Source organism: Rhodococcus sp. 5G237 (genome assembly GCF_053764735.1).
Genome location: NZ_JBSNCD010000001.1, coordinates 135,073 through 150,972 on the forward strand (window position 1 = coordinate 135,073; position 15,900 = coordinate 150,972).

17 protein-coding genes are annotated in these 15,900 nt (G+C 68.1%); 8 read left to right on the forward strand and 9 right to left on the reverse strand.

Annotated elements, in window-relative coordinates:
- Window positions 1-12: 12 nt before the first annotated feature.
- From ACWPOC_RS00625 to ACWPOC_RS00635, 3 genes are all read right to left on the reverse strand, one after another.
- Entirely contained in the window at window positions 13-2,331 is a 2,319-nt protein-coding gene (locus tag ACWPOC_RS00625) for an acyl-CoA dehydrogenase family protein (RefSeq protein WP_455407834.1), read from the reverse strand.
- 78 nt (window positions 2,332-2,409) lie between these two features.
- On the reverse strand, window positions 2,410-3,195 hold the full coding sequence (locus ACWPOC_RS00630; protein ID WP_455407835.1) for an enoyl-CoA hydratase-related protein: 786 nt from the start codon (window positions 3,193-3,195) through the stop codon (window positions 2,410-2,412).
- 10 nt (window positions 3,196-3,205) lie between these two features.
- Complete coding sequence (locus ACWPOC_RS00635; RefSeq protein ID WP_455407836.1) at window positions 3,206-4,195, reverse strand: NAD(P)H-dependent flavin oxidoreductase; 990 nt, start codon at window positions 4,193-4,195, stop codon at window positions 3,206-3,208.
- A gap of 178 nt (window positions 4,196-4,373) precedes the next feature.
- Between ACWPOC_RS00635 and ACWPOC_RS00640 the strand changes: the two genes are divergently transcribed.
- Window positions 4,374-5,195, forward strand: coding sequence for a FadR/GntR family transcriptional regulator (locus ACWPOC_RS00640; protein ID WP_100226116.1), 822 nt, complete (start codon window positions 4,374-4,376; stop codon window positions 5,193-5,195).
- A 19-nt stretch (window positions 5,196-5,214) separates the two neighbouring features.
- Here ACWPOC_RS00640 and ACWPOC_RS00645 read toward each other — a convergent pair whose 3' ends face one another.
- Window positions 5,215-5,865, reverse strand: coding sequence for a cyclase family protein (locus ACWPOC_RS00645; protein ID WP_120280766.1), 651 nt, complete (start codon window positions 5,863-5,865; stop codon window positions 5,215-5,217).
- Window positions 5,866-5,884: 19 nt separating this feature from the next.
- The gene (locus ACWPOC_RS00650; protein ID WP_271036113.1) at window positions 5,885-6,691 is read right to left on the reverse strand and encodes an acyl-CoA thioesterase domain-containing protein; all 807 of its coding nucleotides are present in this window, start codon (window positions 6,689-6,691) and stop codon (window positions 5,885-5,887) included.
- Window positions 6,692-6,732: 41 nt separating this feature from the next.
- Here ACWPOC_RS00650 and ACWPOC_RS00655 point away from each other — a divergent pair, with 41 nt between their 5' ends.
- Window positions 6,733-7,827, forward strand: a complete 1,095-nt coding sequence (locus ACWPOC_RS00655) for a nucleoside hydrolase (protein WP_455407837.1) — start codon at window positions 6,733-6,735, stop codon at window positions 7,825-7,827.
- A 37-nt stretch (window positions 7,828-7,864) separates the two neighbouring features.
- Window positions 7,865-8,263, forward strand: coding sequence for a histone-like nucleoid-structuring protein Lsr2 (locus ACWPOC_RS00660; RefSeq protein WP_016692602.1), 399 nt, complete (start codon window positions 7,865-7,867; stop codon window positions 8,261-8,263).
- A 61-nt stretch (window positions 8,264-8,324) separates the two neighbouring features.
- On the opposite strand, the gene ACWPOC_RS00665 is transcribed toward ACWPOC_RS00660, so the two are convergent.
- Complete coding sequence (locus ACWPOC_RS00665) at window positions 8,325-9,737, reverse strand: FUSC family protein (RefSeq protein WP_455407838.1); 1,413 nt, start codon at window positions 9,735-9,737, stop codon at window positions 8,325-8,327.
- A gap of 70 nt (window positions 9,738-9,807) precedes the next feature.
- On the opposite strand from ACWPOC_RS00665, the gene ACWPOC_RS00670 reads away from it, so the two are divergent.
- Window positions 9,808-10,320, forward strand: coding sequence for a MarR family winged helix-turn-helix transcriptional regulator (locus ACWPOC_RS00670; protein WP_016692600.1), 513 nt, complete (start codon window positions 9,808-9,810; stop codon window positions 10,318-10,320).
- Window positions 10,321-10,333: 13 nt separating this feature from the next.
- Here ACWPOC_RS00670 and ACWPOC_RS00675 read toward each other — a convergent pair whose 3' ends face one another.
- Window positions 10,334-10,813 carry a hypothetical protein gene (locus ACWPOC_RS00675; RefSeq protein WP_016692599.1) on the reverse strand — a complete coding sequence of 160 codons (480 nt, stop codon included), beginning with the start codon at window positions 10,811-10,813 and terminating at the stop codon, window positions 10,334-10,336.
- A 33-nt stretch (window positions 10,814-10,846) separates the two neighbouring features.
- Window positions 10,847-11,659: a DUF72 domain-containing protein gene (locus ACWPOC_RS00680; protein WP_120280769.1), complete on the reverse strand. Its 813-nt coding sequence runs from the start codon at window positions 11,657-11,659 to the stop codon at window positions 10,847-10,849.
- Between the two features lie 98 nt (window positions 11,660-11,757).
- On the opposite strand from ACWPOC_RS00680, the gene ACWPOC_RS00685 reads away from it, so the two are divergent.
- Window positions 11,758-12,339 (forward strand): HdeD family acid-resistance protein, encoded by a 582-nt coding sequence (locus ACWPOC_RS00685; protein WP_016692597.1) that lies wholly within the window; start codon window positions 11,758-11,760, stop codon window positions 12,337-12,339.
- A 25-nt stretch (window positions 12,340-12,364) separates the two neighbouring features.
- On the opposite strand, the gene ACWPOC_RS00690 is transcribed toward ACWPOC_RS00685, so the two are convergent.
- Entirely contained in the window at window positions 12,365-12,772 is a 408-nt protein-coding gene (locus ACWPOC_RS00690) for a TIGR03618 family F420-dependent PPOX class oxidoreductase (protein WP_455407839.1), read from the reverse strand.
- Window positions 12,773-12,900: 128 nt separating this feature from the next.
- On the opposite strand from ACWPOC_RS00690, the gene ACWPOC_RS00695 reads away from it, so the two are divergent.
- From ACWPOC_RS00695 to ACWPOC_RS00705, 3 genes are all read left to right on the forward strand, one after another.
- On the forward strand, window positions 12,901-13,230 hold the full coding sequence (locus ACWPOC_RS00695; protein ID WP_120280770.1) for a GYD domain-containing protein: 330 nt from the start codon (window positions 12,901-12,903) through the stop codon (window positions 13,228-13,230).
- Between the two features lie 75 nt (window positions 13,231-13,305).
- The gene (locus ACWPOC_RS00700; RefSeq protein WP_455407840.1) at window positions 13,306-14,595 is read left to right on the forward strand and encodes an MFS transporter; all 1,290 of its coding nucleotides are present in this window, start codon (window positions 13,306-13,308) and stop codon (window positions 14,593-14,595) included.
- A 45-nt stretch (window positions 14,596-14,640) separates the two neighbouring features.
- Window positions 14,641-15,882 carry a serine hydrolase domain-containing protein gene (locus ACWPOC_RS00705; protein ID WP_268654836.1) on the forward strand — a complete coding sequence of 414 codons (1,242 nt, stop codon included), beginning with the start codon at window positions 14,641-14,643 and terminating at the stop codon, window positions 15,880-15,882.
- The last annotated feature ends 18 nt before the right edge of the window (window positions 15,883-15,900 follow it).

Sequence of the window (15,900 nt, forward strand, 5' to 3'; positions counted from 1 at the left end):
CTGCTTCGTCCGTCACCCCGTCGATCCGCCCGCTCGGCTCGACCGCGCCAGCACCTCTCCCACCGCGCGGTCCCGCAGCACCTCCGGGCGGGCGATACGCGCCTCGTCGGCGACCGCGCGACGGAGCAGCAAGTGGGCGGGATGTTCCCACGTGAAGCCGATTCCGCCGTGGATCTGGATGCAACCCTCGGCGTTGGATACAGCGGACCGCAGCGCCGCCGCGGTCGCCAGGTGCACCACCGCGGCCTCCTCGGGTTCCTGCGGTGAACGGTCGGCGGCCGCCAGCACCAGTCCCCGCGCGCCCTCGGCTGCGACGAGCATGTCGGCGCAGCGATGCGAGATCGCCTGATACGAACCGATGGGACGGCCGAACTGTTCACGTTGGCCCGCCCAGTCCACCGCCATCGCCAAAGCCCGGTTCGCGACACCCACCGCATCAGCAGCGACCAGCAGTTCCGCGACACGGAAGGACGATTCGAGTGCGGCATCGGCGTCCACCCCCGATACGAGCACGGTCGCCGCGGCGTCCTCGAAGGAGACGATCCCCACGGTCCCGGTCGGATCGAGCGACGTCTGCACGGTGACGGATGCATCGGCCCGGTCGAGGGTGAGCAGGACGTGTTCGCCCGTCGCATCGTCCGTCGCGAGGACGACGAGTACCTCGGCGACGGGTGCACCCGCGACCCGTTCCACGCGGCCGGTCAGCCTGCCGTCCCGGAGGACGGGGAGATCGGCGGTGTCCCACCCACGATCTCCGACGGGCACGACGAACGCTGCAGGTGAACCACCGATGATCCGTCGCGCGTCCTCCTCGGCGCCGGCCGCGACGAGGACCTCCAATGCGATCGCGGTGGGGACGAGGGCGACCGGTCCGAGATGGAAGGCCACCTCCTCGACCGCCGCACACAGCATCCGCAGCGACCTGCCGTCGCCACCGAGATGCTCGGGCGACGACAGACCCGGAAGACCGAATTCGACGAGCGTGGACCACAATCCGGCGTCGTGTTCACCCGCGGAGTCGACACCCTCGAGCAACGAGACGGTATCGACGCGGGCGGACAGGATGTCGCGCAGGGTCTCCCGAAGATTCGCCTCGTCCTCCGGCGGGGGTGTGAGGGGGCGCCCCGGCACCACGGCCGGTGCGCGGGTGCCCTCACCCCGGTGCGAGGGCAGACCGAGAACGTTCTCGGCAATCGTATTGCGTTGGATCTCGGAGGTTCCGGCACCGATGGTCGCGGCGCGGGACATGAGATATCCGTACGTCCAGCGCCCCTTCTCCACCACACCTTCCGAACGGGTGCCGAGAACGGCGGCCGACCCGGTCAATCGCAACGCGAGCCGGTGCATGTGCTGTTCGAACTCGGCCTTCACCAACCGGTTGACCGACGCCACCCCACCCGGATCACGTCCTGCGAGAACGGCATCCAGCGCGCGGGCACTGTTCGCGGCGATCTGACGCACACCGGTCTCGACGGTGGCGAGTTCCTGCCGGATCAGCGGATCGTGCGCGTGCCCCTGTCCGACGGCCAGGCGGAAGACCTTGTCGACGGTCGAGCGGTAACGGAACTCGTCGGCGAGGAAGGCGGTGGCACGTTCGTGTCCGAGCGAGGTCCGCATGATCGACCAGCCCTGCCCTTCCTCCCCCACCCGGTTCTCGACCGGCACCTCGACGTCGTCGAAGAAGACCTGGGCGAAGTGGTGTCCACCCGCGGCGTCGCGCAGGGGTCGTATCTCGATGCCGGGAGAATTCATCGGGATGAGCAGGTAGGTGATGCCCGACGTGCTCCGCCCGGGTGGGCCGGTGCGCACGAGGGTGAAGATCCAGTCGGCGTGGTCGGCCATCGTCGTCCAGATCTTGCTGCCCGACACCCGGTAGACGTCGCCGTCGCGGACGGCGCGCGTGGACAGCGACGCGAGATCGCTGCCGGCGCCGGGTTCGGAGAATCCTTGGCACCAGAACTCTTCCGCGCGCAGCAGCGGCTCGAGGAAGCGCTTCTTCTGGTCGGCGGTGCCGTGGACGATGATCGTCGGCGCGACGATGAACGACAAGGGGCACGGATGCTTGGGCGCACCGGCTTCGGTGATCGCACGGTAGTAGTCGAGCTGATCCTCGAGCGAGAGCGCCATACCGCCGACCTCTTCGGGCCAGCCCGGCGCAGCGAGGGAGTGGTCCACAAGCTCGGACTGCCACGCGATCGCGGCCTCGAACCGTGCGCGGGACGTCTCGGGACGGGGGCGCCCCCGGAAGTCGTCGAGCAGAGCGGACAGTCGGGGACGCCAGTCGCTGCGAGCGTCGGACTCGAGCGTCACCGTGGGCTTGCCTTCCTCCACGTCACCTCCCGGGGTGATGGTGCTGTAGGTGCCGGAACCCGACCGGTGCTCGGTCGGTGATCGGAAACCGACTGTTGCTCAGTCGGACTGCGCGCGGCGCTTCGCGTAGCGGGCACCGATGTCCGCGCCGTCCGCGCGGTAGGTAGCCGCCGCTTCGGATTCGAGGGCGAGGGCGTGCGCGAGCGATGTGCCGGCGCCCTCCTTGAGCAACCGGAGCATCCGCCGGATCGCACCGGGATGACCGCCGGCGATGCGTTGGGCGACGGCCACGCTGCGGTCCAGGAGTTCGTCGTGCGGGACGACCTCGTTCGCGAGGCCGATGCGCGCGGCGGTCGCGCCGTCGATCGGCTCCCCGGACAGGATGAACTGGATCGCGGCGGGCAGACCGATCATCCGCGGCAGTACGGCACTGCCGCCCCAGCCGTTGAGCAGACCGATCTGCGCGTGGGTGTCGGCGAACTCGGCGCGTTCGGACGCGATGATGAACGAACAGTTCACGGCGAGTTCGTAACCGCCCGTGTAGCAGGGGCCGTTGACCGCCGCGATGACGGGCTTCGAGATGCCGCGGAGCACGTGCGTGGGGGTGGGCCCTTCGGCGGCGGGAGGCGGACCCGACAACGCCTCGGGCAGATCCACACCCGCGCAGAAGGACGTGCCCGCGCCCGTGAGGACGACGACGTTCACCTCGTCGTCGGCATCGGCGCGCCACAGTTCCTTCTTCAGCGCCTTCCGCATGGCACGGTTGATCGCGTTGCGGCGGTCGGGACGGTTGAGGGTGAGGATCGTGACGGCACCGTCGCGCTCGATGAGCACCGGCGCGTCGTCCTCGCACACGTCCTCGACGGTGTCGGCCTGTCGTGTCATCGGTTTCTCCTCAGGGGACGGGAACGGAGTCGACGACGATGTCGGCGGTCAGGGAGCGCAGCTTCGCCTCGGCTTCGGCGGCGATCCGTTGCACGAGCTCACCGGCCGGTGGGATGTCGCGGATGAGGCCCTGCGACTGACCCACCGTCCAGATACCGGCCTCCGGGTTGCCGTCCTCGTAGACGGTGCGCCCCCGCGATCCGGCGACGAGATCCTTGACGTCCTTGAACCGCCCGCCCTTGCCGAGGATGTCCACGACCTCCTCGCTCACCGAGTTCCGCGCGGTCCGCATGGTGTTGCGCAGTTGCCGGAAGATGAGCTGGGTATCGAGTTCGCTCGCGTCGACGATCTGCTGCTTGATGCGTTCGTGGATGGGGCTCTCCTGCGTGCACATGAAGCGGGTGCCCATGTTGACGCCATCGGCACCGAGGGTGAGTGCAGCGGCGAGTCCGCGACCGTCGGCGAACCCGCCCGATGCGATGAACGGGATGTCGAGGGCGTCGGCGCACGCCGGGATCAGGACGAGCCCGGGGACGTCGTCCTCGCCGGGATGACCGGCCGCCTCGAAACCGTCGATGCTCACCGCGTCGGCACCGATCCGCTGGGCCTTGAGGGCGTGCCGCACGCTCGTGCACTTGTGAATGATCTTGATGCCGTGCTCTTTCAGATGCTCGACATGCTTGGTGGGGTCGGAGCCCGCGGTCTCGACGATCGTCACGCCGGAGTCGATGATCGCCTGCCGGTACTCGGCGTAGGGAGGCTGGTTGATCGACAGCGTGAGGGTGAGGTTGACGCCGAACGGCTTGTCGGTCAGCGCGCGGCACCGCTCGATCTCCGTGATCAGGTCCTCCGGGGTGGGCTGGGTCAGTGCGGTGATGATCCCGAGTCCGCCGCCTTCGGAGACGGCCGCGGCGAGTTCGGCGCGGCCGACCCACATCATGCCGCCCTGGACGATCGGGTGTTCGATTCCGAATTCCGCTGTGAACCGCGTGTTCAGCATGGATGCTCCTGTCCGAGGCCCGCCGGGCGATACATAGGTAACATAGTTCACTATGTAAGCATCAGCAATAGTCGTGGACTCGCCGCCTCGACCCACGGCGACCGGTTACCTGTGAGTACGATGAGGCCGGAACTTTCACCAAGTAGTCGAAGTGATCTCGGAGCAGGAGGCCGTTCCCGTGACCGACGAAGTGTTGGCGACCGGATTCGACGCGCGTTCGGGAGTCGGATTCGACACTCGCGCGGGCGGTGGCCGGGCCATTCGCACCCCCAAGACCGCAGAACTCGTCGCCCGGAAGCTCCGCCGCATGATCGTCGACGGTGAGCTGAAGGACGGCGACCACCTGCCCCACGAGGCGTCACTCATGGAGCACTTCTCGGTGAGCCGGCCGACGTTGCGCGAGGCGGTTCGCGTCCTCGAGGCCGAACGGCTCGTCGAGGTGCGACGCGGTTCGCGCTCGGGCGCACGGATCTGCGTGCCGGGCCCCGAGGTGGTAGCGCGACCGGCGTCCCTGCTGCTCGAACTCGCCGGCGCGACCGTCGCGGATGTCTACGTCGCACGTGAGGCCGTCGAGCCCGCCGCTGCGCGACTGCTCGCGGAGAACGGCAGCGAAGAGGCCTTCGACGAACTCGAACGTCTGGTGGACGAGACGATTCCGTCGTCCTTCGCCGACGGCACCTTCGGCCAGGCCGCGGCGATGTTCCATCTGCGGATGGTCCAGCTCGCCGGCAACTCGTCACTGTCGCTCATCGCGGGCATGCTGCACGAGATCTACGAGCGGCACACCATGAACGTCACGCGCGAGAGCATGCAGCGCGACGCGGAGAAGTACGAGGACCACTACAAGGTGTTCGTCCGCTCGCAGCGCAAGCTCATCCGGCTGCTGCGCGCCCGGGACGGCGAAGGCGCCTTCACGCACTGGCAGAAGCACATGGCCGCCGCGCGCGAACTCGTCGTCGGCGGACGCGAGGACGTCGAGGTGCGCGACATCCTCGACTGACCGGACCCGTTGCCGCCGTTCAGTTCTCGATCTGCATGGCGACGGCCCGCACCGGTGCGCCGTCGATGCCGGCGAACGGGATCGGCAACAGCGAGACGAGCGGATCCGGGAAGTCGACCGCTTCGAGGTTACGCAGGTTCTCGCAGATGATCGCGCCCGCGTCGGCGAGCACGTGGTGCGCCGCGAGCGTCTCGTCGGCCGTGGGATCCACGCTCGGCGCGTCGATTCCGATCGCGCGGACGCCGCGGTCGAGCAACCACCGGCAGGCCTCGACGCTCAGGGCCGGGTGCTCGAAATAGCGTTCGGTGCCGAAATACTGCGACCAGCCGGTGAGGACGAGCGCGATATCGCCGGAGCCGATCGCGGGCTCACCCCACATGTCGGGGGTGACGAGCGCACCGGCGTCGACGCGGGCGCGCACGTCGAGCACCACCCCGCGTCCGACGAAGTTCTCCGGTGGCACCGCATCGATCGCGGCGCCACCGCTGCGCACGTGTCGCGGCGCGTCGACGTGGGTGCCGGTCTGCGATCCCATGTCGATGCGCATCAGGTCGAAACCGTCGGCCTCGACGGTGGCGTGCGGCGTGAAGGTCGGTGCCGGATCTCCGGGATAGACCTGGATGTCCGGGGAGACGACGTGGGTCAGGTCGACGATCCGCCGTACACGCATGACATCACTCCTGTTCGGGTCAGCCGAAATCGACCTGCCGATGCGCATTCGCGAGCGCGGTGACCACACCGGTGCCGAACGCCCCGAGGCGGTCGAACAACACCGCCGTCCCGACCGCGATGCCCTCGCTGCTGATGTGGTTGTCGGCCTCGATACCGACCTCCGGCCCCTCCGGCAGGCGGGACAGCGCCAGGGTGACATCGGAATTGATGTAGCCGACACCCTTGTCCGACCAGTTGGTCACGAACGACGTGCCCTCACCGACGGTCGCGGTGTTGACGAACGGCGACAGTTCCTCACCGACGATGATCGGCAGCTGCCGCGACCACAGCCGCTTGCGATCGGAGTTCTGGTGCTCCGACCGCACCCGTGTCCATCCCGGACCGTCACTGCCGTACCAGGACGAGTACTCGAGCGGTCCGGGCTGCGTCTCCAGGGAACCGGGAGGGGGCGTCGGGGACTCGCCACGCAGCCATACCGATCCGGGCGGCGGGGCTGACTTGCGGAGGAAGGTGAGCGTCGCGCGCGCCGACACCTCGCCACCCTGCATCAGGTTCGCGTCGGCGACGCGGATGCGGTTGCCGTCGCGCACCCGGGTGGTGGTGAAGGTGATCGGCTCGTTGCGGACCGGCCTGAAGAGATCGAGCGTGAACCGGGACGGGACGAAACCCTCGACGGCATGGTGGATCTCGAGCTCGCGTGCGACCAGACCGCTCACACACGGCCCGTTGAGCATCGTGTCCGACCACGGGCTGGTCGCGTACTTCGTGGGCAGGTAGACACCGTCGTCCTCGGTGAAGTAACCGCGGTTCTTGCGCTCGTGCATTCGGGAATTCTCCCAGCACCGGCCGCGGCGCGCTCATCGGGATGCCCCAAGATGGGATCGTGCACGTACACGAACCCGATGTTCCGGCCGCCCGTACCCGCCTGATCGTCGACGTCGACACCGGCATCGACGACGCTCTCGCCCTGCTCTATCTCGTCGCGAGTCCGGAAGCCGAGATCGTCGCCGCCCTGTGCACGGCGGGGAACGTGCCGGTGGACCAGGTCACCGCCAACACGCTGTCGTGGCTCGAGGTGTGCGGCCGGTCCGATATCGAAGTGGCTGCCGGATCGCAGGTTCCGCTGGTCGCGCCGCTGATGACCACCGAGGACACCCACGGTCCACAGGGGATCGGGTACGCAGAGCTTCCCGCTGCGTCGCGATCGCGGTCGTCGCGATCGGCCGCGCAGGCGTGGGTCGATCTCACCCGCGAGCACCCGGGAGAGCTCACCGGGCTCGTCACCGGTCCGCTCACCAACCTCGCCCTCGCCCTGCGCATCGATCCGGAACTGCCGTCGCGGTTGCGTCGCCTCGTGATCATGGGTGGGTGTTTCCACCATCCCGGTAATACGACTCCGACCTCGGAATGGAACGTCGCGGTGGATCCGGAGGCCGCCAAGGTCGTGTTCGACGCGTTCTCGATCGCGCCTCCGGACCGGCGGCCGATCGTGTGCCCGCTCGATGTCACGGAGTCGATCGAGATGCATCCCGAGCATGTCGCGCGGATCGGGGACGTCGTCGGTGTGCCCCGCTCCGGGGAACTCTCCCCGGATGCTCCGCGCGGTACGCGGTCGACGGCCGATGTCCCTCTCGTCCGCCACATCTCCGATGCACTGCGGTTCTACATGGAATTTCATCGTGACCAGGGCCTGGGCTTCCTCGCGCACGTGCACGACCCGTTCGCCGCGGCGGTCACGCTGGGCACGGTTTCCTACACCTCCCGGCCCGCGACGGTCGACGTCGAGCTCGACGGACGGCTCACCCGGGGCACGACGGTCGCCGATCTGTCCGGTATGTGGCAAAGGACGCCGAACGCGGATATCGTGGCGGGCACCCGTCCGGCAGAGTTCTTCGATCATTTCGTCGAGCGGGTGGGATCGTACATTCGCGACTTGAACCTACCCCCGAGTAAGAACTAGCGTCGACAGCGCACAGTTCGGGGACAAGGAGATAAACGTGGCACAGAAAGTGCGCGTCCAATATTTCGACGATATCGACGGCCAACCGATCATGGACGGCCTGGCGCAGTCGTTCCGCATCACGGTCGACGACGACGAGTACGAAATCGACCTGCGGCCGGCGAACGCAGACAAGTTCCTGGCGGTACTCCGCCCGTGGCTGCACGAGAAGGCACCTGAGAAGCCCGCATCGAGCACCCGCACCATCACGCCGAAGCAGACGGTGACAAAGGCCCGCACACGGACGGCGGGGACCCACAAGGTGATTCCGCCCACCCGGTCGCCGGAGCAACTGGCCGCGATCCGACACTGGGCCCGTAACAAGGGCTACGACGTCAGCTCGCGCGGCCGGATCCCGCGGCACATCCTCGAGCGGTTCGAAGCCGCTCACTCCTGAGCATCACCCCGCCGCCTCCCGCGGCAGGCCATGAACGCCACCGACGACCGGTGCCGCCTCGTCACGCGACGAGATGGTGCCGGTCGTCGCGTCGGATGGTCACCGCAGCGACGATCACGCCCACGACCACGCCGATGACGGTGTCGGCGACCCGGTTGGCGGCGAGACCCGGACCCGCGTGCTGCCCGAGGCCGGTGAGCAGCAACGCCATCGTCGTCACCCCGACCGAGGCGAGCCCGTAGTTCCGGGTCACCGTGAGTTCGGTGAGCGTCTGGAACAGCACGGCGGCCGCGACCACCGGCCAGTAGCCCAGGTCGAGCGCGAGCAGCACGGCAGCGATCAGTGCGCCGCCGACATTGCCGATCAGACGCTGGATGCCGCGCTGAACGGTGTTGCGGTAGTTCAATCCCTGCAGCGCCGCCATGGCACCCATCGCAGCCCACAGCGGATGGTCGAGCCCGATCAGTGCTGCGAACGACGCGGCGAGCAACGACGCCACGAAGATCCGGGCCGCTCCGATCAGCACGAGACGGTCGAGCAGACGACTGCATCCTTCGCGGACGAAGCCGGGCGGCGTCGGCAGCACCGGCCGACCCTCGGCATCGACACGCGGAATCTCGATGTCGCGCCGCGCCTTCCGAAGTTCCTTCTCGAACCGGGCGAAGTCGTCGCGGCGTGCGCGGGAGGTGTCGTGCGACCCGCTGTCGAGAACCGTCTCGGCCGCGTCGAGCAGGGCGACCAGTTCGTGGACATGGGCGCCCGAACGTCGCGGGGTGTTCAGTGCGACGGTCTCGCGCGCCTTCCGGATGCTCTGTCTCGCGGCGGGAACGGCGTCCGCACCGCGGATTTCGACGGCGGAGACCGCCGCGAGGGCGCGCGCGACCGCGAGGCGAGCGGGCGTATGGGGATGGGAGAGCGCGGGCAGCATCGCGATGACATATCCGAGCAGCGCACCGATGGTCGCCGCGACGGTGACCAGGCCCGCGTCACCCCATCCGTCGGAGAAACCGGCGGCGCCGGCGGCGGCGAAGATGAGGATCACCGGGCCGGGGCCCATGAGCGAGAAGGCCGTGAACACCCAGTACGCGACGGCCGAGCCCACCGAGAGCGCGACGATCTGCACCCACAGTGGGGCGCCCATCGCGCCGAGTGCAGCCCCGAAGGCGGTGTAACCGGCGATGCCGAGACCTACCCACGGAAGGCGCACCGCGAGACGCGGATACGGCTCGTATCGCAGGAAGGCACTGGTGAGTGCGCCGAGAGCGGCGAAGCCGGCGACCTGTCCGTAACCGAGCAGACCGCCGCCGACGAGAGCGAGCATCGTCGCGAATCCCACGCGCAGCGCCACGGCCACGGTCGGGTCGCCACGCCGCACTTCGAGGGCGTCCTTCCACGCGCTCGCCGAGAGCGGATGCGCGAGCGCTCCCCGGGTGTGACGGAGCTGGGGACGGTCGTCGAGTCGGCGGTCGAGCATCCGTCCACCATATTACTTCACGAGTAAAATATCGATGAAATTGTTCGTCCGATGCCGTTAGACTTGCCACATGCCCTCCGAGACACCCCAGCCCGATTACGTCGATCGCGTACGTCTCGGATGGACCGCTCACTACCCCGACCTCGACCTCCGCCCCATCGACGTGATCGGCCGCATCACCCGTATCGGCTCGCTCGCGCTCACCTACTTCGATCGGGAACTCGAAGCGAGCGGCATCAGCCGCAGCGAATTCGAGGTCCTCAGCGCGCTCGCCCGCAGCGACCATCCGTTACGCGCCAGCGAGGTCACCTCGATCACGGGTATCTCCGGCGCGTCGACCACGAAGCACACCGAGCGACTCGCCAAACTCGGTCTCGTCGAACGCAAACGACTCGAACGCGACGGCCGCGTCGTGCTGCTCACCCTCACCGACGACGGGCGCGCACTCGTCGAGAAGGAATTCCCGCGACGCCTGGCACGCGAGCGGCAGATGCTCGACGGGCTCGACGACGACGAGGTGCAGGTCCTGTCCGACCTGTTGCGCAAGGTCGTCCGCAACGTCGAGAACCACTATCCGGCCTGACCCCCGGAACAGCTCAGGGCATCTCCTGCGTCTCGGCCCGTTCGATCTCGCTCACGGCGCGACGCAGATACGCTTCGGGAGCCACGCGGCGCGCAGCGACGAGATCGGCGACGACGAGCAGGCCCGCGGCCAGATACTGCTCGGGGCGGATCCTCGGGCGTTCGGCGTCGGGATCGGACACGCCGAGCGCACCCGTGAGCACGGCGACGACGGCCTCGGGTTCGAGCGACGGCAACCATCGCAGACCGGAGCGGACGGAGCGTTCGAGCACGGCCTGCACGTCCTCACCGGCGAGGCCGTCGGGATGCAGTTCCTCGAGCAACTCCCGGACCATGCCCGCGTGCACGGCCGTGACCTGCTCGTAGGGCAGGTCGACGAGCACCGCAACCGCCTCGTCGAAGGGCTCGGCCGACTCGCTGCGGGCAGCGGCGAGCGCATCGGCGGTGGCCGTCGCGATCTCCCGCGGCGTTCTCGGCCAGTGGTCGGGCCACACAGCGATCTCCTGTCCTTCCTCCGGACGCCCGGGTCACAGGCGTTCCTGCAACGCGAGCGCGTCGTGCGGTGCACAGCCTTTCATGTCGTTGTCGAAGTACACGTAGACGTCCCTGCCGTCGCCGAGCCACCGGCGGATCCGCTCGGCCCACACGTCGAGGACCTCGGGGGTGTACCCGCTCGCGTACAACTCCTTGTCGCCGTGCATCCGCACGTAGACGAAATCGCTCGTGACGTCGGTGAGGAACGGGAACCTGCCGGCCGTGTCGGCGACGACGAGCCCGATGTCGTGCGCGCGCAGCAACTCCACGGCCTCCGGGCTCGCGAGGTCGGGGTGCCGCACCTCGACGGCGTGCCGCAGCGGACGCTCGGCATCCACCTCCACCCACACCCGGTCGTCGGCGAGTTTGTCGGTGTGCCGGCGGGCGAGTTCGCCGGCGGCCGTCGTCGTGCGGGGCAACCGGTCGAAGAAGTCCGCGAACCTGTCCTCCTCGAAACCGAGGGTCGGCGGGAGCTGCCACAGCACCGGACCGAGTTTCGGGCCGAGCGCGAGTACGCCGGAGGCGAAGAAATTGGCGAGGGCGTCGTCGACACCCGCGAGCCGCTTCATGTGGGTGACGAACCGCCCGCCCTTGACGGCATAGACGAAGTCGTCGGGTGCGGCGTCCCGCCACGCGAGATAACTGCTCGGGCGCTGCAGCGAGTAGAACGAGCCGTTGATCTCGATCGACCCGAACCGCTGGGCGGCGTATTCGAGTTCCCGGCGCTGGACGAGTCCTTCCGGATAGAAGTCTCCGCGCCAGCCCGGATAGCGCCATCCCGATATCCCGATCCTCGCCCCGGCCACGTTTCCGAGCGTAACCTCGGCTTCGATTCGGCACGCGAAGCAGCACAACCGCGCTTATCCTCGGGGCTACAAGATCACATCACACGCCAGGAGCCGTCATGTCCACGAGCTCGGTTTCTTCCAACGATCCGTTCCGATCACTGCTGAAGCAGATCTGGTGGGTGGTGCTGCTGCGCGGCATCCTCGCGGTCCTCTTCGGTGTCGTCGCGCTCGTCTGGCCCGGCATCACCGTGTGGGCGCTGGTGGTCGTCTTCGCGGCCTACGCGATCATCGACGGCATCGTGCTGGTCGTTCAATCGATCCGCGACAAGCCCGAGGGCTGGGGTTGGTGGCTCGCCATGGGCGTCGTCTCCGTCCTCGCCGGTCTCGTCGCGCTGTTCTGGCCCGGCATCACCGCACTCGCACTGCTGTACGTGATCGCGTTCTACGCCATCCTGTTCGGCATCACCGGCATCGTCGGTGGTGTCCGCTTCCGGAAGGTCCCCGAGTCCGGATGGGTGTGGTCGGTGCTCGCGGGCGTCGTCGCCGTCCTGTTCGGCATCGTGCTGCTGATCTTCCCCGGCGAGGGCATCCTGAGCCTGATCGTCCTGCTCGGCATCTACGCGATCCTGTTCGGCGTGCTGCTCGTCATCCTGGCGTTCCAGGCACGCAGCGCGGCGAAGAAGGCCGGCGTCATCTGACAGCCGGCCTTCTCCCCGATCGATCTCAGGCGTTGCGCAGACGACCCCACGCGTGCCAGCGGTCGATCTCGATCCACGCGTTGACGCGCTTGCCGTCGCGCGCGTGGTACGGCTTGCCCGTGTAGTGGCGAGCGATCCGATCGATGTCCTCCAGGGACGGATCGTCGGCGAGTTCGACGACCCGCCCCTGGAGGCTCACGTGCGTGACCCAGTCCTGCGGATCCATCGCCGACAGGCTCACCCGCGGATCGTTCCGCAGGTATTCGAGGCGCTTGCGGGTCGAATCCATGTTGAGGAGGATGCGGCCGTCCTCGAAGACGTACCAGGTCGGAACGGACACCGGATGACCGTCCGGGCGCAGTGAGCTGATCGTGGCGTAATTGGGCTGGGCGAGGAATTCGGCGACGGCCTCGGGTACGGGTCGTTTCGGCACGGCACTCCCTTTCGATGCGGCGGACAGGGTCTCGATATCGAGCCTAGGCCGCGATTCCCGGCGAAACCGTCCCCGGTGACGCGGGATGGACCGACCATGGAGGTCGGGATCCTCGAAAGGAGACGATCATGCCGCGATATCTCTGGCAGGTGAACTACACCGCGGACGGCGCACGCGGGCTGCTCACGGACGGTGGTACGTCCCGACGCGACGCCATCGTCCGGATGGTCGAAAGTGTGGGCGGGACGGTCGATTCGGTGCATTTCGCGCTCGGTGGTCACGATCTGTACGTGCTCGGCGAGGTGCCCGACGAGATCGCGGCCGCGACACTCGAGCTCCGCACGATCGCCTCCGGTGCCGCGCGCTCCACGCCGATCGCCCTGCTCACCCCCGAACAGGTCGACGAGGCCGCGCGCCGCGACGCGAGTTACCGGACGCCGGGGAGCTCGGGCAACTGACCGCTCGCCTCCCGCGACGAGCTGCTGGGTATCGTCTGCTCATCCTGTTGCTTTCTCGAAGAAAGTGAATTCGTGATGAGTGTGCGCCCGGCCCAGCGCAGCGACCGCCGCCCGGCCCGGATCCACCCGGCATGGTGGGTCGCCGCGGTGGCCTTCCTCGCGTTGTTCGGCGCCGCAGGCTTCCGGGCGGCACCCGGCGCGCTCATGGTGCCGCTGCACGACGAGTTCGGCTGGTCGACGAGCGTCATGTCGCTCGCGGTGAGCATCAACCTCGTCCTGTTCGGACTCGTCGCACCGTTCGCCGCCGCCCTGATGGACCGGTTCGGCATGCGCCGGGTGATCTCGTCGGCGTTGTTCCTGGTGGCGCTCGGTGCTGCCGGCAGTGTCGCCATGACCGCCTCGTGGCAGTTGCTCGTGTTCTGGGGACTGCTCATCGGTACCGGCACGGGGTCGATGGCCCTGGTCCTGGCGGCGACCATCGCCGACCGATGGTTCGTCGAGCGTCGCGGGCTGGTGATGGGCATCCTCACTGCGGGTTCCGCGACCGGCCAACTGGTGATCCTGCCACCCGTCGCCGCGCTCGCAGAGAACGTCGGGTGGCGGCAGGCATCGCTCGTGATCGCCGCGGCGGCGATTGTCGTCGTCCCGCTGGTGTGGGCGGTGATCCGCGATCATCCCGACGAGCGCGGTGTCCTGCCCTACGGTGCCGACCCCGAGACCTACCTGGCGCCGACGCGAGCGACCGGCGGTGCCGTCACCCGCGCTCTCGAAGGGCTGGCCTTCGCGGTGCGTCACCGGGCGTTCTGGGCGCTGGCGATCGCCTTCGCCATCTGCGGGGCCACCACCAACGGACTCGTCGGCATCCACTTCATCCCGTCGGCCCACGACCACGGCATGCCCTCGACCACCGCAGCGAGCCTCATGGCCGCCGTGGGGATCTTCGACATCGTCGGCACCATCGCCTCCGGATGGCTGACCGACAAGTTCGACCCCCGCAAGCTGCTGGCCTTCTACTACACCTTCCGCGGCGTGGGTCTGCTCCTGCTGCCCTGGCTGTTGCAGGAGTCCGTGCACCCCAGCATGATCCTGTTCGTCGTGGTCTACGGTCTGGACTGGGTCGCCACCGTGCCGCCGACCGCGATGCTGTGCCGCCGGATCTTCGGCGACCGCGGAACCATCGTGTTCGGCTGGGTGTTCGCGTCCCACCAGATCGGTGCCGCGGCGGCCGCTTTCGGAGCCGGGGTCATCCGCGACAGCCTCGGAACCTACACCTACGCGTGGTGGGCCGGAGCGACCCTGTGCGCGGTCGCCGCCTCGCTGTCGATCCTCACCAGAGGCAGTGTCGCCGCGAAATGTCGCAATTGAACGAATCGGCTGTTTCCGCCTGCGCGGAGCTGTCACACTTTCGGCATGCTGATCGGACGAAAGGCTCCGGCGCTGATCTGTGCCGTCGGAATCCTGTGCGCCTGTTCGCCATCGGGTGACGATCCGACCGCCCAGGCACAGCCGACGAACAGCGCCGAGACCGATGCGATCGTGCAGATCGTCGACGAAGCCATGGCCGACCGGCACCTGCGCGCCGTCCTCGTGCGGGTCTCGCAAGGCGGCGAGGAGATCGTCACCCGTGCCTTCGGAGAGTCGATGACGGGTGTTCCGGCGACCACCGACATGCATTTCCGCAACGGTGCCGTCGCCATCTCGTACGTCGCGACCGTGCTGCTGCAACTCGTCGACGAGGGCGTGGTGGGTCTCGACGACAGGGTGTCGCAGTGGCTGCCCGATCTCGCGCACACCGACCGCGTCACCCTCGGTCAGCTGGCGCAGATGACGTCGGGTTATCCGGATTACGTGCTCGGCAACGACGAGTTCGCCGACGCGAGCTACGCGGATCCGTTCCGCGCGTGGACCCCGGACGAACTCCTCGCGTACGCGACGTCGAAACCGTTGCTCTACGAGCCCGGCACCAACTGGAACTACGCCCACACCAACTACGTGATCCTGGGCTTGACGCTCGAGGAGATCACCGGCCGGCCGATGGACGAACTCGTTCGGGAACGAGTGCTCGAACCCCTGGGGCTGGACGGCACCGCGGCCTCGCAGACGGCCGCGATGCCCGACCCGGTACTGCACGCCTTCTCCTCCGAACGGCGCGAGTTCCTGGGTGTTCCCGCGGGCACCCCCTTCTACGAAGAGAGCACCTTCTGGAACCCGTCGTGGACCATCACCTCCGGAGCCGTGCAGACCAGCACCATCTTCGACCTGCACGACACCGCCGTGGCGATCGGCACCGGTGAACTGCTGTCGGAAGAGTCGTATGCGGCCATGGTCTCGACCGATCTGCGCGGTCGCACCCATGCGCAGCCCGACTGTTCGACCTGCTTCGAGCAGTCGGAGGCGTACACCTACGGGCTCGGTGTGGTGATCACCGGGGACTGGCTGATGCAGAACCCGATGTTCGGTGGTTACTCCGCCGTCGAGGCGTATCTGCCCGAGCAGGAGGTGGCGATCGCACTCGCCGTGACCTACGAACCGGAGGCCTTCGACGACACCGGCGGATACGTGAACGAGGCAGACGCCCTGTTCCGCAGGATCGCGGCGGAGGTCGCCCCCGATCACGCACCGCCGACGCACGAGCGCCCGGCCGGCAACTGAGCCGGCCGGGCGCATCGG

Excerpts from the sequence above, each read along its gene's own strand:
- ACWPOC_RS00650 (WP_271036113.1), bottom strand. The coding sequence starts at position 6,691 with ATGCACGAGCGCAAGAACCGCGGTTACTTCACCGAGGACGACGGTGTC.
- ACWPOC_RS00685 (WP_016692597.1), top strand. The coding sequence starts at position 11,758 with ATGTCCACGAGCTCGGTTTCTTCCAACGATCCGTTCCGATCACTGCTG.
- ACWPOC_RS00670 (WP_016692600.1), top strand. The coding sequence starts at position 9,808 with ATGCCCTCCGAGACACCCCAGCCCGATTACGTCGATCGCGTACGTCTC.
- ACWPOC_RS00655 (WP_455407837.1), top strand. The coding sequence starts at position 6,733 with ATGCCCCAAGATGGGATCGTGCACGTACACGAACCCGATGTTCCGGCC.
- ACWPOC_RS00630 (WP_455407835.1), bottom strand. The coding sequence starts at position 3,195 with ATGACACGACAGGCCGACACCGTCGAGGACGTGTGCGAGGACGACGCG.
- ACWPOC_RS00635 (WP_455407836.1), bottom strand. The coding sequence starts at position 4,195 with ATGCTGAACACGCGGTTCACAGCGGAATTCGGAATCGAACACCCGATC.
- ACWPOC_RS00700 (WP_455407840.1), top strand. The coding sequence starts at position 13,306 with ATGAGTGTGCGCCCGGCCCAGCGCAGCGACCGCCGCCCGGCCCGGATC.
- ACWPOC_RS00695 (WP_120280770.1), top strand. The coding sequence starts at position 12,901 with ATGCCGCGATATCTCTGGCAGGTGAACTACACCGCGGACGGCGCACGC.
- ACWPOC_RS00645 (WP_120280766.1), bottom strand. The coding sequence starts at position 5,865 with ATGCGTGTACGGCGGATCGTCGACCTGACCCACGTCGTCTCCCCGGAC.
- ACWPOC_RS00665 (WP_455407838.1), bottom strand. The coding sequence starts at position 9,737 with ATGCTCGACCGCCGACTCGACGACCGTCCCCAGCTCCGTCACACCCGG.
- ACWPOC_RS00705 (WP_268654836.1), top strand. The coding sequence starts at position 14,641 with ATGCTGATCGGACGAAAGGCTCCGGCGCTGATCTGTGCCGTCGGAATC.